This is a genomic window from Lactobacillus equicursoris DSM 19284 = JCM 14600 = CIP 110162 (genome assembly GCF_001434815.1).
Classification (GTDB): domain Bacteria; phylum Bacillota; class Bacilli; order Lactobacillales; family Lactobacillaceae; genus Lactobacillus; species Lactobacillus equicursoris.
Genome location: NZ_AZDU01000005.1, coordinates 44,706 through 61,762, shown reverse-complemented (window position 1 = coordinate 61,762; position 17,057 = coordinate 44,706). Strand labels below are relative to the sequence as shown.

Genomic DNA, 17,057 nt, shown 5'->3' with positions numbered 1-17,057 from the left:
AGTCGTGTTTCAATTATGAGAAAGGCTTCGGTAGGTGAGTAAAAAGTTGCCGCGATTATTAAAAAGTACGGTTCAGTTGAGTCAAATTTGAAGCTATCCCCCCTAAAAATAAAAAAGTTGCGGTAAATCCGCAACTTTTGCTTTAGATCGCTACTTGCATCAAAGAATCTACGTTAAGTAAACGTCCTAAGCGTCTGCATCCCTCGTCGATTTCTGCTAAACTAGAACCTGTAAAGTTGACCCGCAGGCCGTTGACGTGGTCCCGGTCAGGGTAAAAGCTGGCAGATGGCACGTAAATCAAGTGCTCGTTAGGAATTGCTTCCTCAAGCAGGAGCTGACTGGTATTGGCGTCATCGCCCAGTTCAATCCAGAAGAAGAAGCCGCCCTCTGGATGGCTGATCTTGGCATCAGCTGGCAAATATGCATGCAGGGCTTGATCCATCTTGTCTAGCTTTTGCCGGTAGATCTTTTTTAAGCCTTCAATATGGGCATCTAAGTCGTGATGAGCGATGTAGTTGTCTACAGTCGCAGATGGAATGTAAGGCACTTCCAGGTCTTCTGCCAGCTTTAACTTGGTCAGTTCCGCCTTGATTTCAGGACTTGCCACCAGCCAGCCAAGGCGGTAGGCAGGGGAGAGGATCTTGGAGAAGCTGGATAAAAAGATCACGCGGCCTTCTGTATCAAAGCTCTTGATGCTTGGCAGACTTTCACCGTGGTAGCGCAGGTCCCGGTAAGGCGTGTCTTCCAGGATCACAAAGTTGTACTTGTTGGCCAGTTCTACTAGACGCTGGCGTTTTTCCAGGGACATGGTGATGCCGGTTGGGTTGTGGAAGTCTGGCACTGTGTAAAAAAGCTTAATGTCCGGATGGGCCTTTAATGTGGCTTCTAGGCAGTCGAGGTTGACGCCATCGTCTTCCATGGGAATTTCGTAGTAGTCAGGCTCATAGACGTCAAAAGCGGCTAAGGCACCGACGTAGCAAGGCACTTCTACAGCCATCTTGTCGCCAGCTTCAAGGAAAAGCTTTGCGACAAGTTCAATCCCTTGCTGGCCGCCGGCCGTCAGCATCACGTCCTCACTGGTCACGTTAGCGATGCCCATCTTCTTTTGAGCCCTGTCTGCTAAAAATTCCCGCAGCCTTTCTGGACCCTTGACGTCATGATATTGGAAAGAGTGTTCTTTTTCATTAATGATGGCTTCTTGGTAGGCGTTAACTAGTTCACGAGCTGGGAAGGATTTTTCATCAGGGCAGCCGCCCCCAAAGGAAATGTTGTCTGGGAAATTAGTTTCTGGGAACAAACCTTGCAGGCGGGAAGGAATATTCTTGTTGATTCTCTTGGCAAATAAGTTTTCTAACATACTCGATAACTCCTAAATTGTGTTTTTTGAATTTGCTTTTTCAGTTGAGTATATTATAATTGCTTTTGAAAGATTAATAAAATTCAACTTATTTAATTTTAGATGAAATTATTTCATGTAAGGAGCAAAGATGCTGCCATTTCCATACTTGGTCTTCCGCACGGTCTTAGAGCAGGGGACCTTTTACAAGGCTTCGGTCGTCTTAAACGTGACCCCGTCCGCCATCAGCCACTCGGTTAATCAGTTGGAAAGCGAACTAGGCTTTCCGGTTTTTGTGCGGTCTCGGACCGGCGTTAAATTGACTCCAGATGGGCAAAAAATTCTGCCTTTGATCCAGGAAATCATCAATGACCAAAACCGGCTAGAGCAAGTAGCCCAGCAGATTCAGGGGCTAGATACTGGGTTAATCCGGATCGGGGCCTTTTCTTCAGCCTGCATCAACTGGCTGCCGCCGCTGATCCAGACTTTTGCCAAAAGTTACCCGCAGGTAAAGATTTCGGTGCGGCAAGCCGGCTTTAATGAAATTACTGAAGCCGTCAAGAGCGGGCAGCTGGACCTGGGCTTGACCATGCTGCCAGAAAATGATCTGGGGATCACTGTTGAAAAAATCCTAGAAGACGAAATCTACTGCATTGCCCCTATGAATTTTCAGGTTAAAAATGGGCACAGTGTCAGTGAAGAAGATTTGGTCAACTACAACTTCATCCTGCAGCAAAGCGACTATGACCTGGATACCAAGGCAGCTCTTGACCACTATTCCATCAAGTCAACTGCCATCCAGTTCTCCATCGACGACCAGTCAATCGTGGCCATGGTGGAAGCGGGTCTGGGTTTAGGGATTTTGCCTGCTTTGGCCTTGCAGAAAATGCAGGGGGAAGTGCAGATTCTGCCTTTTAGCACCCCTTTTTACCGAAAAATCGCCCTGGTGACCTCCAGCCAGCAGCGCCTGGCACCGTCAACTCGGCAGATGATCAAGAACGTCCATGAATTAATTCAGCAGCAATATCCGACAGGCCGCTTAACCATGGTCAATGATGATAAATAATCAGCTATTTTGTGCATATTCAATGAATAACTAATTCATTAAAGGGCTTAAAAGCTGTTGTCATAATCTCTTAACTATTGCTATAATAAATAGAGTAACAGTAAAAGAGACTACAAGGCGTTTTGTCACATTGGATGAGATTAATAGGAATTTTTGAAACAAAACTTGCATCAGCGATGGGGCAAGCAGACGCTGAGTAATTTTTATTCAGATATAAAGAAGGTATTTTATGAACGGTAAACAAATCGTAGCAGAAGCCTTGCAACCAGTTTTGCCTGACTGGGAAATGTCAGACATCGAAGTCAAGATTGAACGTCCTAAGGATGAAAAGCTGGGGGACTATGCTTTCCCAACTTTCACCTTGGCTAAGACCTTGCGCAAGGCACCAAACCTGATTGCCAGCGAAATGGCAGAAAAGATTGACCCAAGCAAGTTCGAAAAGGTGCAAGCGGTTGGTCCTTACGTTAACTTCTTCTTGAACAAGAGCCAAGTTGGCGCAGAAATCCTGAAGGAAATCTTGTCAGACCCTGAAAATTACGGTGCTCGCAACATCGGCCAAGGCCGCAACGTTTCTACTGAATATTCTTCCCCTAACATTGCCAAGCCAATGGGGATGGGCCACCTCCGCTCAACCATGATTGGGGAATCAATTGCACGAATTTTGGCTAAGGAAGGCTTTAAGCCAATCAGAATTGACTACCTTGGTGACTGGGGCACCCAATTCGGCAAGATGATGGCTGCCTACAAGATGTGGGGCGACGATGCCGAAATCGAGAAGGACCCAATCAACACCTTATTGTCCTACTATGTCCGCATCAACAAGGAAGCTGCTGACCACCCAGAATACGACGATGCTGGCCGTGAATGGTTTGCTAAGCTGGAACGGGGCGACGAAGAAGCTAAGCGTCTGTGGACTTGGTTCAGAGAAGTTTCCCTTGAACGCTTCAAGCGGGTTTACAAGATGCTGGACGTTGACTTTGACTCTTACACTGGTGAAGCCTTCAGTGCAACCATGATGGACGAACCAGTGCGCATCTTGCGGGAAAAGAACCTGCTGGTGAAGAGCCAAGGTGCCGAAATCGTTGACCTTGAAAAGTACAACCTGCCACCTTTGATGGTTATCAAGAGTAATGGTACTTCCACTTACATCACCCGTGACTTGGCCACCGCCATGTACCGGAAGAAGACCTACGACTTCTACAAGTCCATTTATGTTGTTGGTCAAGAACAAGAAGTTTACTTCCAACAACTGCGGGCTTGCTTGAAGGAAATGGGCTTTGACTGGGCTGACGACATTGTGCACATCTCCTTTGGTTTGATGAGCATCAACGGCCAAAAGATGTCAACCAGAAAGGGTAACGTTGTTGACCTGGAAGACGTTTTGAACCAATCAGTTGACCTTGCCCGCAAGCAAATCGCTGAAAAGAACGCCGGCCTTGCCAACGCTGACGAAGTTGCCAAGCAAGTTGGGATCGGTGCCGTTGTCTTCCACGACTTGAAGAACTACCGCCGCAACCCAATCGACTTTAACTTGGAAGAAGTTGTTAAGTTCGAAGGTGAAACTGGTCCTTACGTACAATACGCTCGTGCCCGTGGCGAAAGCTTGCTGAGAAAGAGCGGTATCAAGGGCTTTGACGATGTTGACTTGACTAAGATCGGCGAAGCTGAATGGGACCTGGTATCCTTCATGGGCCGCTACGCTGACGTTTTGCAAAAGGCTTTGGAAACTTACGACCCAAGTGCCGTTGCCAAGTTTGCCCTGGAACTGGCTAAGCGCTTCAACAAGTACTACGCCCACACCCGGATCTTGGTTGACGACGTTGACGAAGACGTGAAGAAAGCACGTTTGGCTGTTGTTAAGGCAGTCAGCGAAGTCATCAAGTCAGCTTTGAACCTCTTGGACGTGAAGGCTCCAGACGAAATGTAATTCTTATTGTACATTAAATAAAAAAATGTCTTGAAATTGATTTCAAGGCATTTTTTATTTTTTAGCATAAATGATTGAAAAATAATAATATTCTTAACTCAGTTAACCGCTTAATTCGCGTTTTATTAGGACTGCCAGCTGTGCATAAAATGAAGGCAGAATTATTTCGTAACGGCTTTCTTGAATTATCAAAATGCGCTAGAATTAATACTAGCTAATATTTTTTATAACCATTTTGAGGAGCAAATTCATGAACTATAAAGAGAGAAGACAATTAATTTACGAGCTGATTCAAACCAACAAGATTGAAACCCAGGAACAATTATTGCTCCTTTTGAAGACCCACGGGGCTACGGCCACCCAGGCAACCATTTCCCGGGACATCCATGCCCTGCATATCTCCAAGGTGCCAGACGACGATGGCCGCAGCTACTACGTTAAGGCCCCATCAGCTGCTGTCAACCGGGAAAGGCAGCTCCGGGAAGCGATTCGCGACCGGGTTGCCACGGTCACTGCTGTCCAGTTTACGGTGGTCATTCAAACCAGCATGAAGCTGACCTATGCGCCAATTTTGGCGGGGCTGATTGACGATGTTGAAAATGATGATATCGCCGGCACCATTGCGGGGACGGACACGCTGCTAGTCATCATGAAGAACAATGAGGCTGCCCAAGAATTTGCCGACTGGGCAGATGCGATCGTGAAGGACCGCAAGGTATATTAATGGCTAGAATTGCAGTCTACTTGACCGGTGGCATCGCTATCTATAAGGCGATCAACGTGGTTCGCGGCTTGCAAAAAGCTGGCCATGAAGTCCGCGTAGCCATGACTAAAAACAGCGAGCAGTTTGTGGGGCCAGCCACCTTAGCCTCCTTAACCAAGCATCCCGTCTTAGACGATCTGTTTGCCAAAGAGGTGCAAGCTTCCGTGGCTCATATTGACCTGGCTGACTGGAGCGACCTAGCCCTGGTCGTGCCGGCCGATGCCAACATTATTGGCAAGATGGCTAACGGCATTGCCGATGATGCTGTCTCAACCACTCTACTTGCCAGTACTGGTCCCCGATTAATCGTCCCAGCCATGAATTCTCACATGTGGTCCAATCCCGCTGTTCAGCGCAATTTGGCCTATTTAACAGAGCAAGGCGATGAAGTCTTAGAGCCGGCTACGGGCTACTTAGCCGAAGGCTACAGCGGCAAGGGGCGGATGCCAGAGCCAGAAGTCATTTTAGCCTGGGTTGACCAGCATTTTGACCGGCCACTCTTGGGTAAAAAAATCATGATTACGGCCGGCGGCACCAAAGAAGCCATCGACCCGGTCCGCTACATTGGCAACCATTCTAGCGGCAAAATGGGCCTGGCCCTAGCTAAAAGGGCAGCCCAAATGGGAGCCCAGGTTGCCCTGGTTTACGGCAATATTTCGGTACCTGTGCCAAAGAATAGCCAGATTAGCCTTTACCCAGTAGGGGATGCTGCCGAAATGCTGGCCCAAGTGGAAAGCCTTTTTCCAGACAGTGATGCCTTAATTATGGCAGCGGCCGTTGGCGACTGGCGGGTTAAGGAAAAGGCCGATCACAAGCTGAAAAAGCAGCCAGGCGTTGATGAGCTGACTTTGCATTTTGTCAAAAATCCTGATATCCTAAAAACCGTTGCTGCGCAAAAAGATCGGCAAGTGGTCATCGGCTTTGCGGCTGAAACCAATGACTTGCTAGCTAATGCTGAGCGCAAGTTAAGAGAAAAGGGCGCTGATTTCATCGTGGCTAATGACGTCAGCGGGGATGCTTTTGGGGGCGACTATGACCAGGTAACCATTCTAGAGAAGGAGCAAGATCCGGTTACCTGGCCCAGGATGACCAAGGACCAAGTAGCTAAGAAGTTACTGACGCTGTTGGCTAATCGCTTAGAAAAACCAGTACGAGAGTAAGAATGTAAAAGAGGCTTTTCCGCTACTAAAAGCCTCTTTATGCTATATTAAGTAAGGTGTATAAAATGAATGGCAAAATTTTAATTGCCGGATTGTCGATCGACCAGCTGCCGGAGCTTGAAGCCAAGTTTGACTTGCTGTTTGCCCCGAAAAATGCCGATCTTGCCTGGTACCAGCAGGTCTTACCGGACATTGATGGGATGATTGCCGGCAAGGTGCAGGTTGGCCAGGAAATGATCGATGCCGCGCCCAAATTGAAGATTATTACCGCTTGCGGGGTCGGCTTTGACCACATTGATGTGGACTATGCCAGCTCGCAAGGCATCGTGGTCTCCAATTGCCCGGAAAGCGTCATGCAGCCAACGGCTGAGATGGCTTTTGCCTTGATCTTGGCCTTGAGCCGGAAACTGATCAAGTACGATGAAGGCATGCAAAAAGGAGCATTTCTTGATACTAGCCTGCCGGAAAACCAGGGGCAAAGCCTGGTGGGCAAGACCCTGGGCATTTTTGGCATGGGGCGGATTGGGCAGACCTTAGCCGGCTATGCCAAGTGCTTTGGGATGAACGTGCTCTACCATAACCGCCGCCGCCTGCCCCAAGAAACAGAGCGGGAGCTGGGCGCCAACTATGTACAATTGGCTGAGCTTTTAGCCCGGGCCGACTACTTAAGCTTAAACGCACCGGCGACGCCAGAAACCTATCACGTGATCGATGAGGCTGCGATCAGCATGATGCCGGATACCGCCTACTTGATCAATACGGCCCGGGGCAGCCTGGTGGATGAAGCGGCCCTATTGCGGGCCCTGAAAAATGGCCGCCTGGCCGGGGCCGGGCTAGACGTTTTTGCCAATGAGCCGGACTTTAACCAGGAATTTTGCCAGCTGGACAACGTTATTTTGACGCCGCATGCTGGGAGCGCCACGAAAGAAGCGCGGCGCAACGTGCTAAAAGAGGCCAGCTACAACTTGCTGTCATTCTTAGTCGACGGCCAGCCGGTCAACCGCGTAAATTAAGCAGATAAAGGGGGAGAGGACTTGCTTGATCCGCAGCAAGTATTGAAAAAGTATTTTGGCTATGACAGTTTTCGGCCAGGGCAAAGGGAGATTATTGAAAAAGTATTTAAGGGCGAAAATGTCTTAGCCGTCATGCCAACGGGGGGCGGGAAGTCTTTATGCTACCAGATACCGGCCCTGATGATTCCAGGCACAACCGTGGTCATCTCGCCCCTGATCTCCCTGATGAAAGACCAAGTCGACAGCTTGAAGGAATATGGGATTCCAGCAGCAGCTCTTAATTCTTCGACTCCGCAAGAAGACGTGAACCCGATTTTAAGAGCCTGCTATGAGGGCCGGATCAAGCTGCTCTATGTGACTCCGGAGCGGATGGAAATGGACTACTTCCGCTACCAGCTGAACTTTTTGGAGGTCAATTTAGTCGCTATCGACGAAGCCCACTGCATTTCCCAGTGGGGGCACGACTTTCGGCCAGCTTACCGGCAGCTGAAGGCGGGGATTTCGGCGCTTCATACCCACCCCAACGTCTTAGCCCTTACGGCGACAGCCACCAAGGCGGTTCGGGAGGATATTGGCCAGCAGCTGGATATACCGGAAACAAACTTTGTCATCACCAGCTTTGAGCGGAAAAATCTCCACTTTAAGCTGGTCAATTCGCCGAAAAATACCCGGGCTTACATTGTCAATTATTTGCAAAAGCACCAAGGCGAAGCTGGCATCATCTATGCCAACACCCGGAAAAAGGTTGAGGGCTTGACCGAATTTTTACAAAAGCAGGGCTTCAGCGTTGAAGGCTACCACGCCGGGATGAGCAATGAGGCTAGAGCCGCCGTCCAAGACGATTTCCTTTATGACCGCATCCCCTTGATTGTGGCCACGAACGCTTTTGGCATGGGGATCGACAAGAGCAACGTCCGCTTTGTCCTGCACGCCAATAGCGCCAAAAATCTTGAGGCCTACTACCAAGAAGCGGGTCGGGCTGGCCGAGACGGCTTAGAGAGCGAAGCCGTCATGCTTTATCATGCCAGTGACATGCGGCAGTTTCGCTGGTTTATCGATAATTCTGAAGCCGACGAGGCCTACCGCCAGGTCCAGTACCAAAAACTCCAGACCATCACCGACTATGCCAATACCGATGAATGCCTGCAGCAGTTTATCGTTCGCTACTTTGGCCAGGATTGCCCGCCTTGCGGCAAGTGCAGCAACTGCCTGAGTAAAGGCGACTTGGTCGATGTGACTGACGAGTCTAAGCAGATCATTGGCATGGTCTATGACCTGGATGGCCGCTACGGGAAAAAGCTGGTTGCTCAAGCCGTTACTGGTTCCAAGGTGAAAAAACTGGAAGAAATTGGGGCAGAAGACTGCGACCACTACGGCCGCTTGAAGGGTCACAAGCAAACGGATGTCTCCAACTTGATCGACTACCTGGTATCTAAAGGCTACCTGACCCTGGCTGGCGACCGCTACCCGGTAGTCCATGTGACCAACCGGGGGTGGGACGTTTTAGATGGCAAGGCCTTTGTCAAGAGAAGACAAGAAGCCGCCATCCAAGTCGCTACCCAGGAGGCGGACAACCAAGACCTCTTTGAGGCTCTTAGACAAAAACGGCGGGCACTGGCCCAGCAAAAGAACGTGCCGCCTTTTGTTATTTTCTCGGACCGGTCGCTGCGGGATATGGCCCGCCTAAAGCCGCAGACAGCGGAAGAATTTTTGGCCTGCTCCGGGGTCGGGGAGGCAAAGCTAGCCAACTATGGCCAGACCATGATGGCCGTGATCAAAAATTACGCTTAGAATTTGTAAAGAAAAAAGACAGGCAATGCCTGTCTTTTTCTATGCTGTGATTTGCTTTTAGCCTAAAAGCTTGGCATTCTTGCACAAGCTGTCAAAATGTTCCCAGAACTTGTCGTAGTTGGCGGAAGTTACCAAAGTCATTGGGCGGCCATTTTCCGTTTCAAAGAAGCGGCCGGCCCGGTGACCATCGGTGTAAACATCGGACTTGGTGTCCCGGCTAGTGACGATTTCTGGGTAAAGAGCACTCATGGTGGTCAAAACGTCCCACAGGTAGTAAGTGGAGTCGACTTCAAAGGAGTTGACCAAGGAGTAGAGGTAGCCAACAAATTCAAAGGCTGGGTACTTGCGGTTTTGGTTAAAGTGCTGGCGCATTTCGTCGGTAAGTGGCAATTCTTCCGTTGATTCCAGACCCACTTGCTGGATCTTTAGCTTAGAGTCCCAAACCGTCTTGCAGGCTTCTGGGTCCCACCAGGCGTTCCATTCTTGGGTGTCGTCTGAAACTGGGGTAAAGACGTTGCCGTGACCGTTAAGAGAGCCGCCCATCCAGTAGAGTTCTTCGACCTTGTCTTGGATGCTTGGGTCGATTTCTAGAGCCCGAGCCAGGTCGGTCAAAGGACCGGTGAAGACCAAGGTAACCGGGCCGTCAGCTTTGTGGATCTTGTCGATCATGTCCAGGTGGGCTGGCTTTTTAGCGATTGGAGTCTTAACCACGCCCGTTTCGTTTAAGATTGGGAAGTGGTCAACGGAAAAAGAAGATACCCGCCAAGCTTCCGGGAATTGGTTGATGGGACGGGAGTTGGACCGGGCTACTTCCAGCTTGTCGCCTCTTTGGTTGAAGCGGTCGATGATCTTGCGGGATGCAGAAACGCCGGGTTCAACATAGCCGTCTGCGTCAGTGACCCCAACGCCGATCAGCTTGATGTCTGGAGCCAGCAGCATCAACAAAAGAGAAGTAAAGTCATCCATGTTGGAGTCATGGTTTAAGTAAAAGTTCTTCATGTTCTTTCTTGCCTTCCTATGAATCAAATCTGTTTTACCAAGATTATTATACGGGAAAAAGCCTGTTAGTTCGAGATCATCCAAGAAAAAACTGCCCCGAAGGGCAGTAAAAACGAATTTTTGCTTTTTTGTTTTTTGCTTTTTCCAGCTATTGCTTGTCGTTTAATTGGCTGTGCCAGTAGCCGTAGCTGAAGTAGATGGCAATCCCGATCAAGAACCAGATGCCGGCCACCAGCCACATTTCTCCTGATAAGCGGGTGAGCATGAAGACGGCAGCCAGGCCAGACAAGATCGGAATGAATGGGAAGAGCGGAACCTTGTAGCCTTCATTGACCAAGTCAGTCCGCTTTCTCAAAGGAATCACCCCAAAGGAGACAAAGGCAAAGGCTAGTAGCGTTCCGAAGTTGACCAGGTTGGCCAATTGGTTGACCGAGAAGACCCCGCCGGCTAAGGCGATGATGATTCCGACCAGCCACAGGGCTCCTTGAGGGGAGTTGTGCTTTTCGTCTAATTTGGCCAAAAAGTGAGGCAAAAGGCCATCGCGGGCCATAGCGTAAACCAGACGGGAGCTGGAATAAATCATGGTCACCATCATGGTCGCCATGCCTAGCAGGATCCCTAAGGATAAAAGCTGTGCCAGCCAGGATTGGTGGACCTGCACTAAGGCGTAAGCAACTGGGTTAGCTACGTTCAGCTTGGTGTACTTGACCATGCCAGTTAAGACGAGGGAAACCAGGATGTACAAGACGGTCACGATGGACAAGGTCCCGATGATCCCCTTCGGCATGTTCTTTTGGGGATTTTTTACCTCGGCAGCTGAAGCAGAAACGACGTCAAAGCCCAGATAGGCGAAGAAGACGGTGGTTGCCCCCTTCAAGACGCCGGAGAACTTATATGGCAAAAATGGGTGGTAGTTGGCCGGCTTGATGAAGAAGAGGCTAACGGCGATAAATAAGAGAACGATGGCAATCTTAATAAAAACGGCAACGTTGTTGATCTTGACCGATGTCCGCAGGCCGCGTGAGAGCAAGACGCAGACCAGCAAAATCGCCGTGATTGCTACAATGTCAAAGTAAACGCCGTGCTTGATGTCCATGGGACCAGAGATGGCCTGAGGCAAGGCCAGGTTAAAGGACTTTAAAAATGACTGCAGGTAGCTGGAAAAGCCCGCTGCACCGGCGGCTACAGCCAGCATGTATTCCAGGACCAGGGCCCAGCCTAATACCCAGCCAACGGCTTCCCCATAAACAATGTTGCCGTAAGAATAGGCCGACCCAGCGACAGGGATAGCAGAGGCAAATTCAGCGTAGCACATGGCAGACAAAATACAGACGACGGCCGCAATCAAGAAGGAGAGGGAAATCCCCGGTCCAGCTTCTGTAGCAGCGACCGTTCCCGGCAAAATAAAGATCCCCGTGCCGATCACGGCCCCAATGCCCAGGGCAATCAGGTCTTTGGCGGTTAAGGAACGCTCGAAGTGCTTGTCTTCTAAGAGCAAGTTATCCGCATGTTCCTTGCGAAAAATGTTCATCGACATAACTATATCTTCCTTTTCTAATCCATTTTTTAAAACTTATCTAATAATTGTACTATGCTGGATCAGCATTAGGCAATGCGAAAAAACATTTTATTAAAGAATTCTGTTAAGTAAAGCGGAAAAGTGTAAAAGAGATGCCATTCATGATAAAATTGCTCCGGTACTACAGAAAGGTGGTCAGGAAGTGGCAAACCAACTGATTGAGCAAAAATTGAAACTCCTGCCGGAGAAGCCAGGCTGCTATTTGATGAAAGACGTCAATGGCCAGGTGATCTATGTCGGCAAGTCCAAAAATCTGAAAAATCGCGTTCGCTCTTACTTTAAGAGTAAGCAAGAGGGCAGACGGGCGGAACTGGTCCGCAACATTGCCGACTACGACATCATCGTGGTGGATTCAGATAAAGAATCTTTTTTGCTGGAAATCACCTTAATCAAGAAATACCAGCCATATTACAATGTGGCGCTAAAGTCCGGCACGGGCTATCCTTATATCGAAATCACCAATGAGCGCAACCCGCAAACGCGCTTAACCAGTATTGTCTATAAGGATAAGGGCTACTATTTTGGGCCTTACCCCAACGTTTACGCTGCCCAAGCAACTTTGAAGTTTATCCAAAAAGTTTTCCCCTTGCGCCGCTGTACCGGCTATACCGGCCGGCCCTGCCTTTACTACCACATGGGGCAGTGCTTAGGGGCCTGCTTTAAGGAAGTGCCTAAAGAAGAATACGACGAGCAGATCAAGAAGATCAAGCGTTTTTTAAACGGGGACATCCAAGAAGTCAAAAAAGACTTGACCCAGAAAATGACCGAGGCGGCCAGCCAGATGGAATTTGAGCGGGCAGCGGAACTGCGCGACCAGCTCAAGTACATCGAAGAAACGGTGGAAAAGCAGAAAATCATTTCTAACGACCACACCCAAAGAGACATCTTCAACTACTATGTAGATCACTCCTGGATCTCCATCCAGGTCTTCTTCTTGAGACAGGCCAAGCTTTTAAGACGGGAATCCTACATGTTTCCTTTGACAGACGTGACCGACCCGGAAGACGAAATGATGTCCTTTATTGCCCAGTTTTACAACCAAAGAAACCGGGTGAAGCCGCGGGAAGTCCTGGTGCCTAAAGACCTGGATCCAGATACCTTGGCAGAAGCCATCGGCATCCCGGTTCGGGTGCCGCAAAGAGGGCAAAAGGCGTCTTTATTGAAGATGGCCAAGGAAAACGCCAAGCTGAAGCTGGATGACAAGTTCCGCCTGCTTGAACTCACCGACCGCAAGACCAAGGGCGCTCAAGCCGAAATCTTTAAGGCTTTGGGCTTGCCCTATGGTTCTTACATTGAAAGCTTTGACCACTCCCACATCCAAGGGGCAGACCCGGTGTCAGCCCTGGTCGTTTTTAAAGACGGGGTGCCCTTTAAAACGGGCTACCGCAAGTACAAATTAAAGGGCGAAGTCGAGCACCAAAACGCGGCTGACGAAGTCGGCAACACCAGAGAAGTCGTCCGCCGCCGCTACACCCGTTTGCTCAAAGAGCACCAGCGCCTGCCAGACTTGATTCTAATGGACGGGGGGCAGATCCAGGTGGAGGCCTGCGAAGACGTTTTAAGAAACGAATTGAATTTGGATATCCCGGTGGCCGGCATGGTCAAAGACGACAAGCACCGGACCAACCACCTCCTTTACGGGGATCCTTTTAGAGGGGAAGAGTTCCGCTTGATCCCGATTGATCCAAAGTCTGAAGGCTTTTACCTGATGACCCGGATTCAAGACGAGGTCCACCGCTTCGCCATCACCTTCCACCGGCAAACTCATGCTAAAAATGCCCTGACCAGTCGCCTTGATTCGATCAAGGGGATTGGCCCAAAGACTAGAACCAAGCTGCTCAGAGAATTTGGGTCCTTGAAAAAGATCAAAGAAGCATCTATTGATGATTTGCGAAAAGCCGGGTTAACGCTTCCCCAGGCCCAAGCAGTTAAACTTTCTTTGTGATTTGCCTTTAGTAATGGGCAAAAATAGCCTATAATAAAGAGTTAACTACTACGATTCTAAGCAGAAATAGACAGAAATTAAGTTAAAGAAAGAAAAGGTAAAAATAAAGAATGCCAACTCCTTCAACATTCGTTGATCAAACAAAGATCGAAGTCCAAGCCGGTAAGGGCGGGGACGGTATGGTGGCCTTCCGCCATGAAAAATACGTGCCAAATGGTGGCCCAGCCGGCGGCGATGGTGGCCGCGGTGGATCCATTATTTTTGTGGCCGATAACGGCTTAAGAACCCTGATGGATTTCCGCTATCGGCGCAAGTTCAAGGCTGATCCTGGTGAAAACGGCCGGATCAAGTCCCAATATGGCCGGGCAGCCAAGGACCTCTACTTAAAGGTGCCAGTCGGGACCACGGTTTACGACTTTTATACCGGCGAAGAAATCGGGGACTTGACCGAAAATGGGCAAGAACTGGTTGTGGCTAAAGGCGGCCGGGGCGGCCGGGGCAACATCCACTTTGCTACTAGCGTCAACACGGCGCCAGAAATCGCAGAAAACGGTGAACCAGGCGAGTTCCGGACCCTGCGTCTAGAATTAAAGGTGTTAGCCGATGTCGGTTTGGTTGGCTACCCATCCGTTGGGAAGTCAACCTTGCTGTCAGTTGTGACTAAGGCCAAGCCGAAGATTGCGGCATACCAGTTTACGACCTTGAAGCCTAACCTGGGCATGGTGGTTTTGCCAGATGGCCGGGACTTCTCCATGGCTGACTTGCCAGGGCTGATTAAAGGCGCCAGCCAAGGCGTAGGTCTGGGGATTCAGTTCCTGCGCCACGTTGAAAGAACCAAGGTCATCCTGCACATGGTGTCCATGGATCCAAATAACGGCCGAGATGCATACGATGACTACGAAACCATCTTGCACGAACTAGCTTCTTATACAGAAGACGACCTCTCCAGCAAGCGGGAATTAATCGTCGCCAGCCAAATGGATATTCCAGGCGCCGATGAAAAATTGGCTCAGTTTAAGCATGACCTGGCAGAAAACGGCATTGACCAGCCAGTATACGAACTCTCCAGCATTACCCACCAAGGGGTTGACAAGTTGATGAGCGACGCCGCTAACCTGGTCAGTGAGGTTGAAGCTGAGCAAGCCGCTGCCAAGGCCAAGGCCGCTGCTGAAGCTCCAGCTGAAAGCAAGACCTACAAGTACCGTCGTCCTGAAAAGATGGAATTCACGGTTGAAAAGATTGGTGACCACGAATTTGAAATTCACGGCGAAAAGTTGGAACGCCTGGTTGCCATGACCAACATGGACCACCAAGATGGGATTATGCGTTTAGCCCGTAAGCTGAAGAAGCTGGGCGTTGACGATGAGCTGCGGGCCCAAGGGGCCGAAGACGGTGATGACGTCTACATCGGCAACTTTAGCTTTGAATTTGTACAATAAGGGTATAACAGATAAAGAATCGATCTTTGCAAATCGTAATCTTGTAATATGGAGTAAACAATGAAAAAAAGATACATTACGGGTTATTCTGGCCTAAGAGCATTGGCTGTGATCGGAGTTATCCTCTATCACTTGGACCCGAACCATTTTGGAGGTGGTTATCTTGGCGTGCCAATCTTCTTGGTCTTGACTGGCTACTTGGTCACCGACCAGATTATGGCGGCCCACCGGCGCTTTGGCTTTTTTGACGTCAGGGCCTTTTACCAAAGGCGGTTTAAGCGGCTGTACCCGCCGCTGATTGCCATGCTGTGGGTGACGTCAGCCTATATTATTCTTTTTCAAAGGAATTTGCTGAACAAGCTCTACCAGATCGTCTTGACCAACCTGCTGGGCGTATATAATTGGTGGCAGATTTTTAACGGGCAGAGCTACTTTGAGCGCTTTGCCAACAACGAATCGCCCTTTATTCACCTGTGGACCATGTCCATTGACTGGCAGTTTTACCTGCTGTGGCCAATTATCATGGCGGTCTTGGTTAAACTGGTTAAGAAAAAGCGCAATATCTTTTGGGCATTAGTTGCCTTGTCCCTGATTTCGGCGGTCGAAATGGCTATTCTCTTTAAGCCGGGGCAAGACACCAGCCGGATTTATTACGGAACGGATACCCGCTTTTACTCCCTAGGCTTAGGGGCAGCCTTGGCACTGCTTTGGCCTTATGAAGAACTGGACAATCGCTTCACCCAAAGCGATGCCCGCATCCTCAACTGGACCGGTTTAGCAGCCTTTTTAGGCATGATAGCCTTGCTCTTTACCCCTTTGATGGATGCCCAAACAGCCTTTCCTTACTACGGGGGGATGTTCCTCTTTAGCCTGTTAGTCACCATCTTGGCGGCGGTCATAGCCGCGCCAGTTGGCATCTGGAACCAGTTTTTGACCAATCCGGTCTTTGACTGGCTGGGGTCAAGAAGCTATGAAATCTATCTCTACCAGTTCCCGGTCATGATCTTCTTCGAAAGCCGGGTCAGTGACCTGGCAGACCACGTGGCCTGGTACCGGGTGCTGGAAGTGGCCTTGATTTTGCTGATTAGCGAAATCGCTTACCGCTTAATCGAAAAGCCGCGCTTTGATCCGGTGGAAGTTATCAATAGCTTAAAGCAACTTTTCCGCCGGCCCCGGCAATTGTCTAAGTCATGGCTAAAAACGGCAGCCTTTTTCCTAATTTTCTTAATTGGGACCTGCGGGATTGCCGTTTCACCGTTAGCCAAGGCTGACGACAAGGACAGCGCCTTGATCAAGACGATCAACAACAACTCTAAAAAGCAGGCAGAAATGAACAAGCGGGCTCTAGAGTCTATCAAGCAATCAGCCAAGTCTAGTGCTAAGTCCAAGTCTAGCTCAAGCTCTAAAGCGAAGAAGGCTTCTGCATCCAGCTCCAAGGCTAAGCCAAAGCAGAAGGTCAGCGGCAAGAAGGTCAACCAGGAATTTGAAAAGTATGGAATCAGCCAAGCCCAGCTGCAGGCTGCGCAAAAATTGCAAGTCACGGCAATTGGAGACTCGGTCATGGCTTCTTCAAGTGACCTGCTCCACAAGCTGATGCCCAATTCCATCGTGGATGCGGCCGTTTCCCGCCAAGGCGATGTTGGGGTTTCTTTGATCAACTCATACCTGCAAAAGGGGCAACTGCAAGAAAACGTCCTGATTGGGCTGGGCACAAACGGCCCAATTAGCGACTCTGACATGCAGCAGATTTTGGACTTAGTGGGACCGCATAGACAAATCTACTGGATCAACGTAGTGGTCCCAACCAGGCCTTGGCAAAACCAGGTCAACCAGCAGCTGGCTAGCGTTGCCAAGAAGCACAAGAACTTCCATGTGATTGACTGGTATGGATATGCCCACGGCAACTCCAGCTGGTTTTATGATGACAAGACCCACCCCAACAATGTGGGACAGATGTATTACAGCAGCTATGTCGTCAAAGAAATGTTGAGTAAAGGTGAGTAAGCGAAATTTTTGGATTTTTAGAAAATAGGTAATCA

12 protein-coding genes are annotated in these 17,057 nt (G+C 49.5%); 9 read left to right on the top strand and 3 right to left on the bottom strand.

Translation table 11 applies throughout. The features are described from left to right. Window positions 1-142: 142 nt before the first annotated feature. The gene (locus FC20_RS02075) at window positions 143-1,357 is read right to left on the bottom strand and encodes an aminotransferase-like domain-containing protein (RefSeq protein WP_008461391.1); all 1,215 of its coding nucleotides are present in this window, start codon (window positions 1,355-1,357) and stop codon (window positions 143-145) included. A gap of 130 nt (window positions 1,358-1,487) precedes the next feature. Here FC20_RS02075 and FC20_RS02070 point away from each other — a divergent pair, with 130 nt between their 5' ends. From FC20_RS02070 to recQ, 6 genes are all read left to right on the top strand, one after another. Further along, the gene (locus FC20_RS02070; RefSeq protein ID WP_056945293.1) at window positions 1,488-2,402 is read left to right on the top strand and encodes a LysR family transcriptional regulator; all 915 of its coding nucleotides are present in this window, start codon (window positions 1,488-1,490) and stop codon (window positions 2,400-2,402) included. Window positions 2,403-2,631: 229 nt separating this feature from the next. After that, window positions 2,632-4,329: an arginine--tRNA ligase gene (argS, locus tag FC20_RS02065; RefSeq protein ID WP_008461386.1), complete on the top strand. Its 1,698-nt coding sequence runs from the start codon at window positions 2,632-2,634 to the stop codon at window positions 4,327-4,329. Between the two features lie 250 nt (window positions 4,330-4,579). Next, window positions 4,580-5,053, top strand: coding sequence for an arginine repressor (locus FC20_RS02060; RefSeq protein ID WP_008461384.1), 474 nt, complete (start codon window positions 4,580-4,582; stop codon window positions 5,051-5,053). After that, on the top strand, window positions 5,053-6,252 hold the full coding sequence (coaBC, locus tag FC20_RS02055) for a bifunctional phosphopantothenoylcysteine decarboxylase/phosphopantothenate--cysteine ligase CoaBC (protein WP_008461383.1): 1,200 nt from the start codon (window positions 5,053-5,055) through the stop codon (window positions 6,250-6,252). The genes FC20_RS02060 and coaBC overlap by 1 nt, the downstream gene beginning before the upstream one ends. Window positions 6,253-6,317: 65 nt before the next feature. After that, a complete protein-coding gene (locus FC20_RS02050) occupies window positions 6,318-7,265 on the top strand; it encodes an NAD(P)-dependent oxidoreductase (protein ID WP_008461380.1) in 948 nt (315 codons plus the stop codon). A 21-nt stretch (window positions 7,266-7,286) separates the two neighbouring features. Continuing rightward, complete coding sequence (recQ, locus tag FC20_RS02045; RefSeq protein WP_008461377.1) at window positions 7,287-9,056, top strand: DNA helicase RecQ; 1,770 nt, start codon at window positions 7,287-7,289, stop codon at window positions 9,054-9,056. A 57-nt stretch (window positions 9,057-9,113) separates the two neighbouring features. Here recQ and FC20_RS02040 read toward each other — a convergent pair whose 3' ends face one another. Beyond that, window positions 9,114-10,055 carry a nucleoside hydrolase gene (locus tag FC20_RS02040; RefSeq protein WP_008461376.1) on the bottom strand — a complete coding sequence of 314 codons (942 nt, stop codon included), beginning with the start codon at window positions 10,053-10,055 and terminating at the stop codon, window positions 9,114-9,116. Window positions 10,056-10,203: 148 nt separating this feature from the next. Continuing rightward, entirely contained in the window at window positions 10,204-11,592 is a 1,389-nt protein-coding gene (locus FC20_RS02035) for an APC family permease (protein ID WP_056945292.1), read from the bottom strand. Between the two features lie 184 nt (window positions 11,593-11,776). Between FC20_RS02035 and uvrC the strand changes: the two genes are divergently transcribed. The 3 genes from uvrC to FC20_RS02020 all read left to right on the top strand — a co-directional run bounded on the left by uvrC (window position 11,777) and on the right by FC20_RS02020 (window position 17,022). Next, complete coding sequence (gene uvrC, locus FC20_RS02030) at window positions 11,777-13,579, top strand: excinuclease ABC subunit UvrC (protein ID WP_008461362.1); 1,803 nt, start codon at window positions 11,777-11,779, stop codon at window positions 13,577-13,579. Window positions 13,580-13,689: 110 nt separating this feature from the next. Then, window positions 13,690-15,018 carry a GTPase ObgE gene (gene obgE / locus FC20_RS02025; RefSeq protein ID WP_056945291.1) on the top strand — a complete coding sequence of 443 codons (1,329 nt, stop codon included), beginning with the start codon at window positions 13,690-13,692 and terminating at the stop codon, window positions 15,016-15,018. 60 nt (window positions 15,019-15,078) lie between these two features. Further along, entirely contained in the window at window positions 15,079-17,022 is a 1,944-nt protein-coding gene (locus FC20_RS02020; protein WP_056945290.1) for an acyltransferase family protein, read from the top strand. Window positions 17,023-17,057: the final 35 nt, after the last annotated feature.

Bases quoted from the DNA above. Each gene is read 5' to 3' on its own strand.
- FC20_RS02075 (WP_008461391.1), bottom strand. From the start codon at position 1,357: ATGTTAGAAAACTTATTTGCCAAGAGAATCAACAAGAATATTCCTTCC.
- FC20_RS02070 (WP_056945293.1), top strand. From the start codon at position 1,488: ATGCTGCCATTTCCATACTTGGTCTTCCGCACGGTCTTAGAGCAGGGG.
- argS (WP_008461386.1), top strand. From the start codon at position 2,632: ATGAACGGTAAACAAATCGTAGCAGAAGCCTTGCAACCAGTTTTGCCT.
- FC20_RS02060 (WP_008461384.1), top strand. From the start codon at position 4,580: ATGAACTATAAAGAGAGAAGACAATTAATTTACGAGCTGATTCAAACC.
- coaBC (WP_008461383.1), top strand. From the start codon at position 5,053: ATGGCTAGAATTGCAGTCTACTTGACCGGTGGCATCGCTATCTATAAG.
- FC20_RS02050 (WP_008461380.1), top strand. From the start codon at position 6,318: ATGAATGGCAAAATTTTAATTGCCGGATTGTCGATCGACCAGCTGCCG.
- FC20_RS02040 (WP_008461376.1), bottom strand. From the start codon at position 10,055: ATGAAGAACTTTTACTTAAACCATGACTCCAACATGGATGACTTTACT.
- FC20_RS02035 (WP_056945292.1), bottom strand. From the start codon at position 11,592: ATGTCGATGAACATTTTTCGCAAGGAACATGCGGATAACTTGCTCTTA.
- obgE (WP_056945291.1), top strand. From the start codon at position 13,690: ATGCCAACTCCTTCAACATTCGTTGATCAAACAAAGATCGAAGTCCAA.
- FC20_RS02020 (WP_056945290.1), top strand. From the start codon at position 15,079: ATGAAAAAAAGATACATTACGGGTTATTCTGGCCTAAGAGCATTGGCT.